The sequence below is a fragment of the Campylobacter concisus genome, from assembly GCF_002913865.1.
GTDB classification, from domain to species: Bacteria; Campylobacterota; Campylobacteria; order Campylobacterales; family Campylobacteraceae; genus Campylobacter_A; species Campylobacter_A concisus_AM.
Map to the genome: position 1 here is coordinate 14479 of NZ_POYX01000035.1, position 13766 is coordinate 28244.

The following is a 13766-nucleotide window of genomic DNA, read 5'->3' on the forward strand; positions in this document are numbered from 1 at the left end:
TTACTTTTTATTTTCTCTATCGGCAAAATTGCCATTTTGCTGAATAGTAGCGATCCCAGCCGTCCTTGCAACGAGCCTGTCGTTATACTCTTTTCTCATGTGCTGTGGTATGGTCTTTTGCGTTAGCGCAAATAAAATGAGCCCAACATAAAGCACCAAATAGACATAGATAAAGCCAAATGCGCCAAAAATTTTCATCGCATAGCTCATAAGAAGCGGTGAGAAAAGCGAGGCAAAAGAGTAGCTAAAAAGTAGCGCACGTGCCACTTGAACGCTCTTTGTCTTGTCTGTGATCTCGTCATTTGCCCTAGCAAGCGAAAGTCCGTATGTGCAAAAAATGCCACCACCAAAGAAAAATGAAAGTATGTATTGAACGATCAAATTTGAGCCATTTAGCAAAAAGAGTGCTGCACTAACTAATGCCACGGCGCTACAAAGCAAGAGCGCTGGGCGTCTGCCGTATCTATCTGAAAAGCCTCCGATAAATGTTTGAGCTAAAAAGCCCCCAGCCATCGCTATGGTCATAAAAAATGACGCCTCTTTTGCGCTATATCCTTGAAGCAAGACAAAGAGGCTTGCCATAGAAAAAAAGCCATTTATCGCTAAGCCAGCAACTAGCGCTCCCACAAGGGCAAGTGGGACGATGCCAAAAATTTTAGGGATGTTTATAGGTTGGCGCTGCGGGATTTGAGGCTGGTTGATGCGGATTAAATTTAAAGGTATGCTTGAGAGCATGATAAAGGCTGCGCTGATGATGAAAATTTCAAATGCGCTAAGATCAAGCGCTAAGATCAAAATTCCAAGTCCAAAGCTCGTGTAGAAAACACACTCGTAAAAGGCGATGACACGCGATCTTATCTTGTTTGGGATCTTAGCATTTAGCCAGCTTTCTATAACCATCAAAAGTGCGTAGTAGCAATATCCCAAAAAGGCTCGCAAAATCGCCCAAAAGATCAAATTTTCACTTATGGCGTGAAGCATGGCTGAGACTGCAAATATAGATGAAAAGATAGCAAAAGCTCTGATGTGGCCGGTGGTTGAGATCACTCTGTGCGCTGTGATCGTGCTAATTAACGCTCCTATAAAAAATCCAGTGTTAATTAGTCCAATCGCAAGCTCGCCTACGCCATTTTGTTTAAGAAGCGCACTACAAGATGCGATGACTAGGCCATTGCCTATAAAAAGTAGGCTCATGCCTAAAAATAGCGGTCCCATCGAGCGAATGATCCTAAAGCTACTTGCCATCTTCGTCCTTTTTTAAATTATTTTGCATTATCCCAAAGATAAAAGCTCCAATAGGCATCGGAGCAAGCCCCACTAAAAAGCCAGGCACGTTTAGTAAATTTTCATTTTTTAAAAATATAAATCCAAAAAAAAGTATCGCATATGCAACCAAGCGATAAGGCATAAATGCCACCACAAAGCTTTTATCTTTAAATGAGAATTTCTGCTTTTTTAGCCTTGCTTTTTCATCTTTTAGACTAAGCTCTTTTGCCTCATTTTGGGGCAAAATTTCATCATCTTCTTCGTCCTCTTCTTCTATCTTGGCTAAAATTTCCTCTCTTGCATTTTCTAGCCTTGAATTTATGCGGTTTTTATAGGCAAAAAAGCTAGCCGTTAGGATGATAAGCGAGGCAAAAAATGAAATTTGCGAGCTTATAAAAAATTGATTTGATATAAATTTGCCAACCACACTAAGGGCGAGCCAAAGCGCAAAGTAGCAAATAAAAAGCCTGCTAATCGTCCTCGTCATCATCGTCTTTTTTATAGCCTTTATATCTAGCCTCATCCTTTAGCTCATCTAAGCTTTTTACCTGCGCTTTATAGGCCTTATAGACGTTTAAAATGGCAGCTGCGATGCCAAAGGCAAGCCCTATCCAAAGCGCTGGCGTGAAATTTGTAGCCTTTTTTACAAGATACCCCAACCCAGTGCCGATCACCACAGCCACGACCATCGATATACCAAGGCTTAGCTGCTCAGCGCCAGCAACGATATCTTTTATCTTAAATTTTGCCATTAAGCTTTTATCTCCAAAAATGCCTCTTTAGCTGCGCTTATCGCAAGATCGATATCCGCTTCGCTCATCGCATCGCAGATAAATCCAGTCTCAAACTGGCTAGGCGCAAGATAAATTCCGCGCCTAAGCATCGCTTGATGAAATTTAGCAAAGAGTTTTGTATCGCTCTTTAGCGCATCGTCGTAGTTTTTCACGGCGTGCTCTGTAAAAAAGTAGCCAAACATCGAGCCACGAACATCGGTTTGTATAGCGATACCAGCACTCTTTGCTGCCTCTTTAAAGCCGTCCATTAGCTTTTTAGCTAGTTTTTCAAGTCTAGCGTATAAATTTACGTCGCTATTTATCTTTGAAATAGCCGCTATACCAGCGCTCATCGCCACTGGGTTGCCACTTAGCGTGCCTGCTTGATATACAGCGCCCTCTGGGCTTAGGCAGTCCATTATCTTAGCCTTACCGCCAAATGCAGCGACGTTCATGCCTCCGCCTATAACTTTGCCAAATGTGACAAGATCGGCATCTACTTCGTGAAATGGATATGAGCCAAGGCGAGAAGCCCTAAAACCGCTCATAACCTCATCAAGAATGAGCACAGCGCCAAATTTATCGCAAAGCGCCCTAAGCTCCTGCAAGAATTTCTTATCAGCTGGCACAAGCCCCATATTTCCAGCGATAGGCTCGATTATGACGACGCCTATCTTGTCTTTATTGTTTTCAAAGATGGCTTTTACGCTCTCTATATCGTTGTAGATAGCTAAAAATGTGTTTTTCACAACATCTTGTGGCACGCCGCCACTTGAAGCATTGCCGTATGTCGTAGCGCCACTTCCTGCTTTGATAAGAAGTGCGTCGCTGTGTCCGTGGTAGCAGCCTTCAAATTTGATAAGACCATCTTTTTTGGCATACCCTCTAGCCACTCTGATAGCGCTCATAGTAGCCTCTGTGCCAGAGCTAACGAAGCGAATTTTGTCTATTTGTTTAAACTCATCACATATTAGCTTTGCTAGAGCGGTCTCTTTTGGTGAGGGAGCGCCATAAGATACGCCTTGTTTTACAGCAGAGATGATCGCTTCTTCTATGTCTTTGTCGCAGTGACCAAAGATGAGCGGACCCCAGCTTTGGATGAAGTCAATGTACTTTTTGCTCTCGACGTCGTATAGATAAGCACCCTTTGCGTGATCTATCATCACAGGCTCGCCACCAACGCTGCCAAATGCACGAACAGGTGAATTTACGCCGCCTGGGATATATTTTTTAGCTTCACTAAATGCCTCTTTATTTGTCATTTTTTATCCTTTTGATTTTGTGTTTTTAAATTTGTCTTTTGATTATCTTTTTGATTTGTTACTGGTTTTACTGGCGGTTTTGGTGCCTGCGTGCTGGCTGGTTTTACAGGATCAGCTGGTTTTACTGGGGCCTTTTGTGCCTGCGCGGTGGCTGGCTCTACTGGCTTTGCAACAGGCGCAGTTTTAGTGGATTCAGGCTGTTTTTGCGTAGCAGCAGGTGTGGCTGGCTTGGCTAAATTTTGCGATTTTGCCACTTTTGCGGGAGGTTTCATCTGATTTGTGATGTATTCATAAAGGATGGTTGTCTCCTCGTCTGTCAAAAAGTAGCTTGGCATGACACCTTTTGGCTTTGTAAGAGCTGCTTTAAAGCTTTCAAATTCTATATCATTTATCTTTGGTGCTCTAAGCTCATCATCTACTGTTTTGTTTGCCTTTTTGTCAAAGTGCTTATATTTAGAGATCAGGCTACCCTCGCCCTTTGCGCCGTGACATTTATCACAGCCTATGCCACGTGGATTTAGGTAGAGCATCTTGGCGTACTCGGTCTTTGTGATAAAATCAGCTCCAAAAATCGCCACGCAAAATAGCAAAATCAAAAAAACAGACCTCATAAACCTCTCTTTTAAAAATTTAATTTATTTTTAGGTATGATACCACCCTTGTGATTAAAAAAGCTTTTAAGTAAGGATCGAATATGAAAATTTTAGACGGAAAAGCCGTATCTTTAAAGGTCAAAGAAAGCGTAAAAGTAAGAGCTGATGAGCTAAAGAAATTTGGTGTCGAGCCAACCTTGGCTGTGGTATTAGTCGGCGAAGATAAGGCATCTCAAACATACGTTAGAGCCAAAGAAAAAGCCTGCAACGAATACGGCATAAAAAGCGTAGCTCACCGTCTAAGCGAAAATACAACCCAAAACGAGCTACTTGCCCTTATAAACGTGCTAAATTTAGACGATAGCATCCATGGTATCTTGGTTCAGCTACCACTACCAAAACACATCGATACAAATGTCGTGCTCGCAGCGATCGATCCGCGAAAAGATGTAGATGGCTTTCACGCTGTAAATGTTGGCAAGCTTGTTAGCGGGCTTGATGGCTTCGTGCCTTGCACACCGCTTGGCGTGATGGAAATTTTAAAAGAGTATGGCATAGATGTAGCTGGACTAAATGCGGTGGTGATCGGCAGAAGCAACATCGTTGGCAAGCCTATGGCAAATTTACTCCTAAATGCCTCTGCAACGGTTACGGTGACACACAGCAAGACTAAAAATTTAAAAGAAATTTGCAAAAATGCTGACCTCATCATTGCAGCCATTGGCAAGCCATTTTTCTTAAAGGCTGATATGGTAAAAGATGGCGCGGTAGTCGTTGATGTGGGCATAAACAGACTTGATGATGGCAGGCTTGTGGGCGATGTGGATTTTGAAGAGGTCGCACCAAAATGCTCATATATCACGCCTGTTCCTGGCGGCGTTGGACCTATGACCATAGCCATGCTTTTAAACAACACCATCCTTGCTGCACAGGCAAAGATAGCTAAAAATTAAAGAGTGAGATAATGAAGAGAGCTTTTACTAAATTTTATGACTTTTGCTCGAGCTGGACAGGCACGGTTATCATCGTTTTGCTTGTCATTTTCTTTGTAGCTCAAGCCTTTGTAATCCCGTCTGGTTCGATGAAAAACACACTTTTGGTTGGGGATTTTTTATTTGCTAAAAAGTATGTTTATGGCATACCAACGCCAAGAATTCCATGGCTTGAGGTGAAAATTTTACCTGAGCTAAATGACAATGGTCACCTTATAACTGGCGATGGTCCTGCAAGGGGCGATATAGTCGTTTTTCGCTATCCAAACGATGAGAAAACTCACTTTGTAAAGCGCTGCTTTGCAACTAGCGATGACGAGATCGTTTTTACTGAAAAAGCCCTCTATCTGCGCCCAAAAGAGGGAGATAGCTTCATAAAGGCAAACTGCCGTGAAAATTTAAATGGCAAAGAGAGTAAATTTGGCTACTCATGCAGCGACATAGCCGAGCTTGATGGCAAACTTTTCATAAAAGAGCCATATAGATTTAGTGGCATCCACTACGACGAAAATGTAAATTTATTTGAGCAGATGGTTTTCATGCTAAATACAAACAAATCAAACGTTTTTATGAAGCCAGCGCTCATTAGCTCACTACCGCAAAATCCAAATTTTAACTTTAACGCTTTTTATGTCAAAGTGCCAAAAGATGAATACTTTATGATAGGCGACAACCGCGACCACTCAAACGATAGCCGTTTTTGGGGAAGCGTGGCTTACAAAGATATTGTTGGTCAGCCTTGGTTTATTTATTTTAGCTGGGACAATAACTACAATGTGCGCTGGGAGCGTATCGGACGCTTTGTAGATACGATAGAAAATGATGAGTTTTTCACAAAACAAGCTCTAAAAGAGGGAGAAGTCGATGGACTTCACTAATTTTGATCCCATAAAAGTCACCACTATCGTCCTCTCTTTAATAATCGCCATCGTCGGTCACGAGATCGCGCACGGATATGTCGCTTATAAATTTGGCGACAACACCGCAAAAAGCCTTGGCAGACTTAGCATAAATCCCATAAAACACATCGATCTTGTTGGCACTATCATCGTGCCACTGGTGCTTTATCTAAGCACTGGCATGATGTTTGGCTGGGCAAAACCAGTGCCTGTAAATACCTACACAGTCGTGCGAAATGGCGGATACAAGGCAGCTATCTACGTAAGTCTAGCTGGCATTTGTTACAACATCATCCTAGGCATCTTGTCGCTTTTTGTGTTAAAAGCTTTGCTAAACATAGAAACCTTTGAAATTTTACTTCAGTTTTTATTTACGCTTGCGCTTTTAAATTTGATGTTAGCCATCTTTAACCTCTATCCGATCCCGCCACTTGACGGCTTTCACGCACTCGAGTATGCGCTTAGAAATTTTGGCTTTCACGCACTAGCTGAAAAGCTTGAGGGCATCTCAAGATATGGCTTTGTCATCCTTATCATCATCCTCATCTCGCCTTTAAAAGATACTATCTTTTATCCGACAAGATACGTTTTAGAAATCGCAAGCGCCTTTATAAATGGCTAAATTTAGAGCAAATTTGCTCTAAATTTTTGGCTTTGTGATCTTATAAGAGTACTCTTTTTTAAATTCCTCTTTTGGCGCAAGGCTAAATTTAAGCTCCACCTTGCCATCTTTGCTGATATCTTTTTTATCAAAGCCCTTTATCTCGACCTTTACCGCCTCGTCAGCAGATACTGGTGCGCGATCAACTAAAGTGACATCTACACTTTTACTTGAGTTATTTTTAACACTTATCTCATAGCCCTCTTCGCTTATGCGGTCTTTGCCAAGAAGCGAGCTCTTTTTAAATTTATTTAATCGCTCTTTTTTAAGCTCGATTAGCTCGTTTTGTCCTAAAAATAACTGCACTGGCTCATCTTTAGCTTTCATCTCAAACTCGCTTGGACTGCCAACACTCACACCATTAACGTAAAATTGCGTTTTAGCTGGCGTTAGATCATCATTTAGCTTAAAGCTAGCTACGTTATATGCCTTTAGAGAGCCGTAAAAATCAGCAAAAACGCTAAAATTTGCATCCATTTTTTGCGTATCATAAGTTATATATTTGCTCTCACCTTTTGCTAAATTTATCCCATCTATCTTCCAAATTTTGGCAAACTCATTCTCATCTCTTTGCACACGCATATCAGCGACCTCAGCGGCGACTTTCGCAGCTCTTAGCATATTTTTTGAAGCGCCGTAGCCATCAGCTTCAGCCTCGCTCTCCTCGTACCAAGGGTAAAATTTACTTGGAGCAAGCGCCTTTTGATATCTGGTCGGATAGATAGCGAGCTTTAAATTTTTAACATCACTGGCAAATGGGTTTGTGAGTAAAATTTCTTGTTTTATCAAGATGTTTTTGTTTTTTGTGTCTGCATAAATTTCATTTAGCGTCTTTGGGGCCTCATCATCCATATATGAAAGCGTCGCCTCTTTTGGGCTGCAAGCAAATTTCATATCAAGCTGCAAAAATCCAGCCATCTCGCTTTTTGGCTCATTTTCTTTAAGCGCTTCAAGCTCACTTTTAGCAGCTGAAATTTTCTCGATATTTTCTAGGCTAAATTTATAAAATTCATCAGCTCTTTTTGTCACATCGTTACTTTTGTTTTCTCCTACCAAAGCTTGCTCTATAAACCTACCTCTTGCATTTAGCGCCCCAAGTTTATTATTTAAATTTACAACTTCTTGCTTCCATTTTATGTAACTTTGGCTATTTTCTTCGCTGATCTTTTTTAGATTAGCATTCGCGTCACAATCCCCATTTATAGTGATGCTCTCACTCTCCACACCCTCTGGCACAAAGGCGCTAAAAGAGCTGTTTGCGTCACTAAATTTTTGAGTGATGATGGTTTGATCTGTATAGATCTCTATTAGATTTTCATCTGCAAAGGCTAGCGTAGAAGCCACTAAAAAGAGTGCTTTTTTCACATTTTCTCCTTTAAATTTTTGGTAAATTATAGCTTCATTTTGGCTGAGAGTAAAATTTTATTTTAATGCAACTTTGACTATAATCAACAAAAAATTTAACGGACTTTTCATGAAGATAGACAAAGTTTTCTTAGCTAGCGATCACGCTGGTTTTGAGCTAAAAAACGAGCTTAAAGAGGCCATTAAAGGGCTTGGATACGAAGTGGTTGATCTTGGTACAAACGATAAAAATAGCGTTGATTACCCTGATTATGCGCATTTGTTAGCGAGCAAACTTGAGCCTAACTGCTACGGCGTGCTAGTTTGTGGCACAGGCATAGGCATCTCGATCGCCGCAAACAGGCATGAAAATATAAGATGTGCCCTTTGTCACGACGAATTTACCGCAAGGCTTGCTAGAGAGCACAACGACTCAAATGTCATCGCCTTTGGTGCAAGAGTGATCGGCGCAGGTGTGGCTATATCGGCGGTTGAAGCCTTTTTAAAGACTGAGTTTGCAGGCGGCAGACACGAAAGAAGAGTCAAAAAAATCGAGCTTGAGGCAGGCAAATGATAGGCGAGTGGATCGTTTTTACCGCTCTTGTTTGTGCTGCGATCTACCTAACCGTCATGGTTTTTTACTTCAAAACGCTTCTAAAAAAAGAGCGTGCGACAAAAGATTTTATGAAAAATAACCTCCAAGATACCGAGGTCGTCATAAGAAAATTTCAGATCCAACTCCAACGAAGTCTAGGTAACATCGACATCTTGACAGACGAGCTAAACAAAACTAAAAATGACGTTACCTCACTTCGCACAAGAAACTCCCAGTACCGCCTAGAAAACGACAAGCTAAGACAACGCATCCGTGAGCTTGAAGGCAAGATCGAAGCGCTACTATAACCTCAAATTTAAGGAAATTTATGAAAATTTTAGATCAAAAAGGCAAAGAATTTTTACTAAACTCTATTCGCTGCATAAACGACTTTCCAAAGCCTGGCATAGTCTTTCGCGACATCACGACACTGCTAAACAATAAAGAGGCATTTAACTTTTTGATAGATCATTTGGTGGCTAGATATGAGGATGCAAATATCGACTATATCGCTGGCATCGAGTCTCGTGGCTTCATCTTTGGCGCAGCGCTTGCAGCAAGGCTAAGACTGCCTTTTGTGCCTATTCGCAAGCCAAAAAAACTGCCTTTTATCACGCTTTCTCAAAAATATAGCCTAGAATACGGCGTCGATGAAGTGCAAATTCACATCGATGCTTTTGGAGAAAAAGCAGGCGCTAGAGTGCTTTTAATGGACGATCTCATAGCCACTGGAGGCACTGCAAAAGCTTCAGTTGAGCTTATCAATCAAACTAACGCAACTTGCGTAGAAGCGTGCTTTCTCATAGATCTAGTCGATCTAAAAGGTAGCGAAAAGCTAAAGTCGCTTACTAAAATTTACAGCGTTTTAGAGGTTTAGAATGGAAGAGTTTTTTATAGAACTGCTTAAAGAGTACGGCTACATCATACTTTTTGTCTGGTGTATCATGGAGGGCGAGATGGCCTTAATAATGGCTGGAATTCTCGCTCACACCACGCACATGCACATCGCACTTGCTATCTTTGTGGCTGGACTTGGAGGCTTTGTGGGAGATCAAATTTACTTTTATTTAGGGCGTTACAATAAAAAATATATCGCAAAAAGGCTTCACACGCAGCGGAGAAAATTTGCAGTGGCACACATAATGCTGAAAAAATATGGCTGGCCGATCATCTTTTTGCAACGCTATATGTATGGCTTTCGTGTCATCATACCGCTTTGCATAGGGCTTACTGGCTATGACGCTAAAAAATACGCCTTTATAAATTTGATCAGCGCTTGGTGCTGGGCGGCGATCACCACCATACCTGCTTGGATACTTGGCGAGCATATACTTGTGCTTTTGCAAGAAGCAAAAGAGCACTGGTACGTCGCTATCCCAGTGGTTGCTATATTTATGGGGCTTTTGATCTATGCATTTAAACGCATCGAAAATAAAATTTTAAACGAAAGGAGAGACAGAAGACATGCAGTTTCAAATAGTTGATAAAAAATTAAAAGACATAAAAGCTGATATTGAACTAATTTTCGTAGTTGATAAGGAGTTAAAACATAAATTTATAGGCGATAAAGAGGCTATTAAATTTAACAATTACAAAGGCGAGAGCGTCCTTATCCTAAGCGAGGCAAAAAGAGCCTACGTGCCACTTTCTAAGCTTGATCTTGACGAGCTTAGGGTTGCAGCCGCTAAAGCTTATAACGCACTAAAATCGCTAAACATCAAGAGCATAAAACTAGCTTCTTACGTAGCGCAGTGCCAAAAACTAAGCTTTGAGGCGCTAGCTGAGGGCTTTTTGCTTGGAAGCTATGAATTTAACAAGTATAAAGAGAAAAAAGAGAGATACACCCTTGAAAAGGTAATCTTTAGCACAGAGGAATTTAGCGCCCAAAAGATCGATCTAAAAGCTGCAAATGAGGGCTTTAAAGAGGCAGAGATAATAGCAAGTGCTACAAATTTCACAAAAGATATCGTAAATGAAATTCCAGAAATTTACACACCACAAAAGATGGCGCAGGACGCTTTAAATTTAGCCAAAAACATCGCAAGCATAAAGTGCGAGGTCTATGACGAGAAATTTCTAGCTAAAGAGAATATGAACGCATTTTTGGCAGTAAATCGCGCAAGCGTGCATAAACCAAGGCTCATCCACCTAACCTATAAGCCTAAAAAATCTAAAAAACGCATCATCTTTGTTGGCAAAGGCCTAACATACGATAGTGGCGGCCTTAGCTTGAAGCCGGCTGACTATATGCTAACAATGAAATCAGACAAAAGCGGCGCAGCAGCAGCTCTTGGCATCATAAAAGGTGCAGCGGAGCTAAATTTGCCATTTGAAATTCACGCCATTTTAGGTGCGACTGAAAACATGATCGGTGGCAACGCTTATAAGCCTGATGACGTGCTTATTTCAAGAAGCGGCGTTAGCATAGAGGTGAGAAACACCGACGCAGAGGGACGCTTGGTGCTGGCTGACTGCCTAAGCTACGCACAAGACTTTAAGCCAGACATCCTAATCGACATGGCAACCCTAACTGGCGCTTGCGTCGTGGGACTTGGCGAATACACAACAGGCATCATGGGTAACAGCGAGAGCCTAAAAAGCGAGTTTAAAAACAAGATAAAAGATAGTGGCGAGCTAGCGACTACGCTTGATTTTAACCCTTATCTTAGCGAACTTATCAAAAGCCAGATCGCAGACGTTAGCAACTGCGCTTCAAGCAGATATGGCGGCGCGATCACAGCTGGCATGTTTCTAGCTAAATTTATCAAAGATGAGCATAAAGACAAGTGGCTACACCTTGATATCGCAGGCCCAGCATACCGAGAAAAGGCTTGGGGATACAACCAAGCAGGTGCGAGCGGGGCTGGCGTTAGGATGAATTTATACTTTTTACAAGCACTTAGTAAGGAGAATTGATGGGACTTTCAGTTGGAATAGTAGGCCTACCAAATGTGGGCAAATCAACAACATTTAACGCACTTACAAAGGCACAAAACGCAGAAAGTGCGAACTATCCATTTTGCACTATCGAGCCAAACAAAGCCATCGTGCCAGTGCCTGATAAGCGCCTAAACGAGCTTGCAAAGATAGTAAATCCAAATAAAATTCAATACTCAACCATCGAATTTGTCGATATCGCAGGCCTTGTAAAAGGGGCAAGCTCAGGCGAGGGACTTGGCAATAAATTTTTATCAAACATTAGAGAAACCGAGCTTATTTTACACATCGTTCGCTGCTTTGAGGATGAAAATATCACTCACGTCGAGGGTAGCGTCGATCCAGTAAGAGACATCGAGATCATCCAAACCGAGCTGATACTAGCTGACATCGAGCAGCTAAACAAAAAGATAGAAAAGCTCACAAGAGAGGCAAAAGCAAATGCAAAAGGCGCTAAAGAGGCGCTTGAGATAGCAAATTTGCTTTTAGCTCACCTAAATGATGGCAAAAGCGCAAGTAGCTTTGAGCAAAGAGATAGCGAGGCGTTTTTAGCACTCAACAAAGAGCTAAGACTTCTAAGTGCTAAAGAGGTAGTTTATGGCGCAAATGTCGATGAAGAGGGACTTAGCGAAGATAATAAATTTGTAAAAGCACTAAAAGAGTATGCTAAAGCCTCAGATCACGAGGTGATCAAGCTTTGCGCCAAGGTCGAAGAGGAGCTAATAGGTCTAAGCGATGAGGAGGCACACGAGTTTTTGGCATCTCTTGGCACGAGCGAGAGCGGTCTTGAAAAGATCATCAAAACGTCTTTTGCAAAGCTAAATTTGATAAGCTATTTCACCGCTGGCGTCGTGGAAGTTAGGGCTTGGACGATCACAAATGGCTGGAAAGCGCCAAAAGCAGCAAGTGTCATCCACAATGACTTTGAGAGAGGCTTTATCAGAGCTGAAGTGATAAGCTATGATGACTACATCGCACATGGCGGCGAAAATGGAGCCAAAGAGGCTGGCAAGATGAGACTTGAGGGTAAAGACTATGTCGTGCAAGATGGCGACGTGATGCACTTTAGGTTTAATGTCTAAATTTAGCCCTTTTTGGGCTAAATAGCTAAAATTTATACATAAAATATTCAAGCCTTGGGTTGCAAGGCAAATTTAAGCTTCTTTGTTGCAAGTTAATAAAATTCTTTTAAAAATACGATAAGTCATAATCTTATGAGCCAATTCAGTCTTAAGAAAAAGTAAAGCCTAGAGAAATTTCGATAGATAAAATAATGCGCTCACTATCTCTTACAAGCTTTCACGTCTATGATAAATTTTAAATACTATGAGTTTATGGATCAAAAACTGTGATACTGTTTTAGGCTTATATAATGAACACGTGAAAACACCACCAAAGTTTAGGCAAATAGACCAATCCTAATAAACAACATTGACCAAGTATAAAAATTTACCTATATGCTTAGCGTATTTATTTTATAAGTCTGATCGCCTCAGTAAATTTTAGCTCTTTATTTTCAAAGAGATTATACTTGGTTGCATTTCTCGCCAAGTATGACAATGTTTGAGCCAAGCTCGAAATTCCTAGACGCTCGCCCTTTTTGATATGTAAATTTTCATACTCATAAATTTGCGTGAAATTTGCCACCACATTTGTCTGGATGCGCTCATCAAAGCTAAATTTCATCTTGCTAGCGGTTTAGTGTGCCTACTAAAATAGGGTCGTTACAGCTAGGATAAATTTATCTTAGCATTAGTTATTCTTTTTAAAGCCAAACAACGCAAATTTGCTCTTGCAAATTGATTTGCCACCTTGCAAATTTAATTATTTATCTTTTTGCAAATTCTTTTTATTATCCCTATGCGCCATAAAACATGCACATATAAAAACAAAAATCGTTATGGCTAGGATTAAATTTTGCCCTGGCATTTTAGCTACCTTTTTCATAGTATCTTACTATCAGCCGAGTAGTAAGATACTATTATTTTATTTATTCTTCTCTGATTAGTTTTATATGAACACTGTCACCAAAACATTTAGGATTTTCGCCTTTTAGTTTAAAAATTTCACCTTCTTTTTTGACATATCTTATTCTATATCCCATTAGGTCACTTGGGTTTTGGAGTATATGCACTTTTTCATCTCCATTTGCATCATAGAATTCTATATAATTTCCTTTTGGAGAATCTTTGCCTGGTCCTATTGCAAATTCTATAAATTTATAATATACGTTTGCTTCCAGGCTTTCGTATTGTTTTTTTGGATTGTCGCATACTTCTTTTAGGCTATGCGCCACCCCCCCTCACATCCAAGTAATGCTAGTGCAACAATACCACTCAATGCAAATAATGAAACTTTTTTCATATACTTTCCTTTTATATTTTTTAGATTTAAGCTCTAAAAACAACTCTTTTTTTCTAAATTTTCCTTGCGGAAATGAAAAA

The 13766-nt window shown here is 40.8% G+C and carries 17 protein-coding genes; 9 read left to right on the forward strand and 8 right to left on the reverse strand.

The features are described 5' to 3' along the window. Genes CYP77_RS02335 through CYP77_RS10325 form a run of 5 tightly spaced genes read right to left on the reverse strand, consistent with a single transcriptional unit; the run spans position 1 to position 3912 of the window. The gene (locus CYP77_RS02335) at positions 1-1245 is read right to left on the reverse strand and encodes an MFS transporter (protein WP_103567290.1); all 1245 of its coding nucleotides are present in this window, start codon (positions 1243-1245) and stop codon (positions 1-3) included. Then, complete coding sequence (locus CYP77_RS02340; protein ID WP_258032393.1) at positions 1235-1789, reverse strand: hypothetical protein; 555 nt, start codon at positions 1787-1789, stop codon at positions 1235-1237. Before CYP77_RS02340 ends, CYP77_RS02335 begins: the two co-directional genes overlap by 11 nt. Beyond that, positions 1737-2018: an AtpZ/AtpI family protein gene (locus tag CYP77_RS02345; protein ID WP_087582590.1), complete on the reverse strand. Its 282-nt coding sequence runs from the start codon at positions 2016-2018 to the stop codon at positions 1737-1739. The genes CYP77_RS02340 and CYP77_RS02345 overlap by 53 nt, the downstream gene beginning before the upstream one ends. Then, positions 2018-3301 carry a glutamate-1-semialdehyde 2,1-aminomutase gene (gene hemL, locus CYP77_RS02350; RefSeq protein WP_103567288.1) on the reverse strand — a complete coding sequence of 428 codons (1284 nt, stop codon included), beginning with the start codon at positions 3299-3301 and terminating at the stop codon, positions 2018-2020. The genes CYP77_RS02345 and hemL overlap by 1 nt, the downstream gene beginning before the upstream one ends. After that, positions 3298-3912 (reverse strand): c-type cytochrome, encoded by a 615-nt coding sequence (locus CYP77_RS10325; protein WP_103567287.1) that lies wholly within the window; start codon positions 3910-3912, stop codon positions 3298-3300. Before CYP77_RS10325 ends, hemL begins: the two co-directional genes overlap by 4 nt. A gap of 83 nt (positions 3913-3995) precedes the next feature. On the opposite strand from CYP77_RS10325, the gene folD reads away from it, so the two are divergent. Genes folD through CYP77_RS02370 form a run of 3 tightly spaced genes read left to right on the forward strand, consistent with a single transcriptional unit; the run spans position 3996 to position 6407 of the window. Beyond that, on the forward strand, positions 3996-4847 hold the full coding sequence (folD, locus tag CYP77_RS02360) for a bifunctional methylenetetrahydrofolate dehydrogenase/methenyltetrahydrofolate cyclohydrolase FolD (RefSeq protein ID WP_103567286.1): 852 nt from the start codon (positions 3996-3998) through the stop codon (positions 4845-4847). An 11-nt stretch (positions 4848-4858) separates the two neighbouring features. Beyond that, positions 4859-5764 (forward strand): signal peptidase I, encoded by a 906-nt coding sequence (lepB, locus tag CYP77_RS02365; RefSeq protein ID WP_103567285.1) that lies wholly within the window; start codon positions 4859-4861, stop codon positions 5762-5764. Beyond that, positions 5751-6407: a site-2 protease family protein gene (locus CYP77_RS02370; protein ID WP_103567284.1), complete on the forward strand. Its 657-nt coding sequence runs from the start codon at positions 5751-5753 to the stop codon at positions 6405-6407. The genes lepB and CYP77_RS02370 overlap by 14 nt, the downstream gene beginning before the upstream one ends. An 18-nt stretch (positions 6408-6425) precedes the next feature. Here the strand turns inward: CYP77_RS02370 and CYP77_RS02375 are convergent, their stop codons facing one another. Beyond that, positions 6426-7811 (reverse strand): DUF4139 domain-containing protein, encoded by a 1386-nt coding sequence (locus tag CYP77_RS02375; protein ID WP_103567283.1) that lies wholly within the window; start codon positions 7809-7811, stop codon positions 6426-6428. A 109-nt stretch (positions 7812-7920) separates the two neighbouring features. Here CYP77_RS02375 and rpiB point away from each other — a divergent pair, with 109 nt between their 5' ends. The 6 genes from rpiB to ychF are packed head-to-tail and all read left to right on the forward strand — an operon-like array spanning position 7921 to position 12404. Continuing rightward, entirely contained in the window at positions 7921-8364 is a 444-nt protein-coding gene (rpiB, locus tag CYP77_RS02380; protein WP_103567282.1) for a ribose 5-phosphate isomerase B, read from the forward strand. After that, a complete protein-coding gene (locus CYP77_RS02385) occupies positions 8361-8693 on the forward strand; it encodes a hypothetical protein (protein WP_002939538.1) in 333 nt (110 codons plus the stop codon). Before rpiB ends, CYP77_RS02385 begins: the two co-directional genes overlap by 4 nt. Before the next feature lie 20 nt (positions 8694-8713). Beyond that, positions 8714-9262 carry an adenine phosphoribosyltransferase gene (gene apt / locus CYP77_RS02390; RefSeq protein ID WP_002939787.1) on the forward strand — a complete coding sequence of 183 codons (549 nt, stop codon included), beginning with the start codon at positions 8714-8716 and terminating at the stop codon, positions 9260-9262. A gap of 1 nt (position 9263) precedes the next feature. Further along, complete coding sequence (locus tag CYP77_RS02395; protein ID WP_054196332.1) at positions 9264-9869, forward strand: DedA family protein; 606 nt, start codon at positions 9264-9266, stop codon at positions 9867-9869. Next, positions 9850-11301, forward strand: a complete 1452-nt coding sequence (locus CYP77_RS02400) for a leucyl aminopeptidase (protein ID WP_103567281.1) — start codon at positions 9850-9852, stop codon at positions 11299-11301. The genes CYP77_RS02395 and CYP77_RS02400 overlap by 20 nt, the downstream gene beginning before the upstream one ends. Continuing rightward, positions 11301-12404: a redox-regulated ATPase YchF gene (gene ychF, locus CYP77_RS02405; protein WP_103567280.1), complete on the forward strand. Its 1104-nt coding sequence runs from the start codon at positions 11301-11303 to the stop codon at positions 12402-12404. The genes CYP77_RS02400 and ychF overlap by 1 nt, the downstream gene beginning before the upstream one ends. 388 nt (positions 12405-12792) lie before the next feature. Here ychF and CYP77_RS02410 read toward each other — a convergent pair whose 3' ends face one another. Continuing rightward, positions 12793-13008, reverse strand: a complete 216-nt coding sequence (locus tag CYP77_RS02410) for a hypothetical protein (RefSeq protein WP_258032392.1) — start codon at positions 13006-13008, stop codon at positions 12793-12795. Positions 13009-13312: 304 nt separating this feature from the next. Further along, positions 13313-13618, reverse strand: a complete 306-nt coding sequence (locus CYP77_RS02415; protein ID WP_103567279.1) for a hypothetical protein — start codon at positions 13616-13618, stop codon at positions 13313-13315. Between the last annotated feature and the right edge of the window lie 148 nt (positions 13619-13766).

Bases quoted from the DNA above. Each gene is read 5' to 3' on its own strand.
- CYP77_RS02335 (WP_103567290.1), bottom strand. From the start codon at position 1,245: ATGGCAAGTAGCTTTAGGATCATTCGCTCGATGGGACCGCTATTTTTA.
- CYP77_RS02340 (WP_258032393.1), bottom strand. From the start codon at position 1,789: ATGAGGCTAGATATAAAGGCTATAAAAAAGACGATGATGACGAGGACG.
- CYP77_RS02345 (WP_087582590.1), bottom strand. From the start codon at position 2,018: ATGGCAAAATTTAAGATAAAAGATATCGTTGCTGGCGCTGAGCAGCTA.
- hemL (WP_103567288.1), bottom strand. From the start codon at position 3,301: ATGACAAATAAAGAGGCATTTAGTGAAGCTAAAAAATATATCCCAGGC.
- CYP77_RS10325 (WP_103567287.1), bottom strand. From the start codon at position 3,912: ATGAGGTCTGTTTTTTTGATTTTGCTATTTTGCGTGGCGATTTTTGGA.
- folD (WP_103567286.1), top strand. From the start codon at position 3,996: ATGAAAATTTTAGACGGAAAAGCCGTATCTTTAAAGGTCAAAGAAAGC.
- lepB (WP_103567285.1), top strand. From the start codon at position 4,859: ATGAAGAGAGCTTTTACTAAATTTTATGACTTTTGCTCGAGCTGGACA.
- CYP77_RS02370 (WP_103567284.1), top strand. From the start codon at position 5,751: ATGGACTTCACTAATTTTGATCCCATAAAAGTCACCACTATCGTCCTC.
- rpiB (WP_103567282.1), top strand. From the start codon at position 7,921: ATGAAGATAGACAAAGTTTTCTTAGCTAGCGATCACGCTGGTTTTGAG.
- CYP77_RS02385 (WP_002939538.1), top strand. From the start codon at position 8,361: ATGATAGGCGAGTGGATCGTTTTTACCGCTCTTGTTTGTGCTGCGATC.
- apt (WP_002939787.1), top strand. From the start codon at position 8,714: ATGAAAATTTTAGATCAAAAAGGCAAAGAATTTTTACTAAACTCTATT.
- CYP77_RS02395 (WP_054196332.1), top strand. From the start codon at position 9,264: ATGGAAGAGTTTTTTATAGAACTGCTTAAAGAGTACGGCTACATCATA.
- CYP77_RS02400 (WP_103567281.1), top strand. From the start codon at position 9,850: ATGCAGTTTCAAATAGTTGATAAAAAATTAAAAGACATAAAAGCTGAT.
- ychF (WP_103567280.1), top strand. From the start codon at position 11,301: ATGGGACTTTCAGTTGGAATAGTAGGCCTACCAAATGTGGGCAAATCA.
- CYP77_RS02410 (WP_258032392.1), bottom strand. From the start codon at position 13,008: ATGAAATTTAGCTTTGATGAGCGCATCCAGACAAATGTGGTGGCAAAT.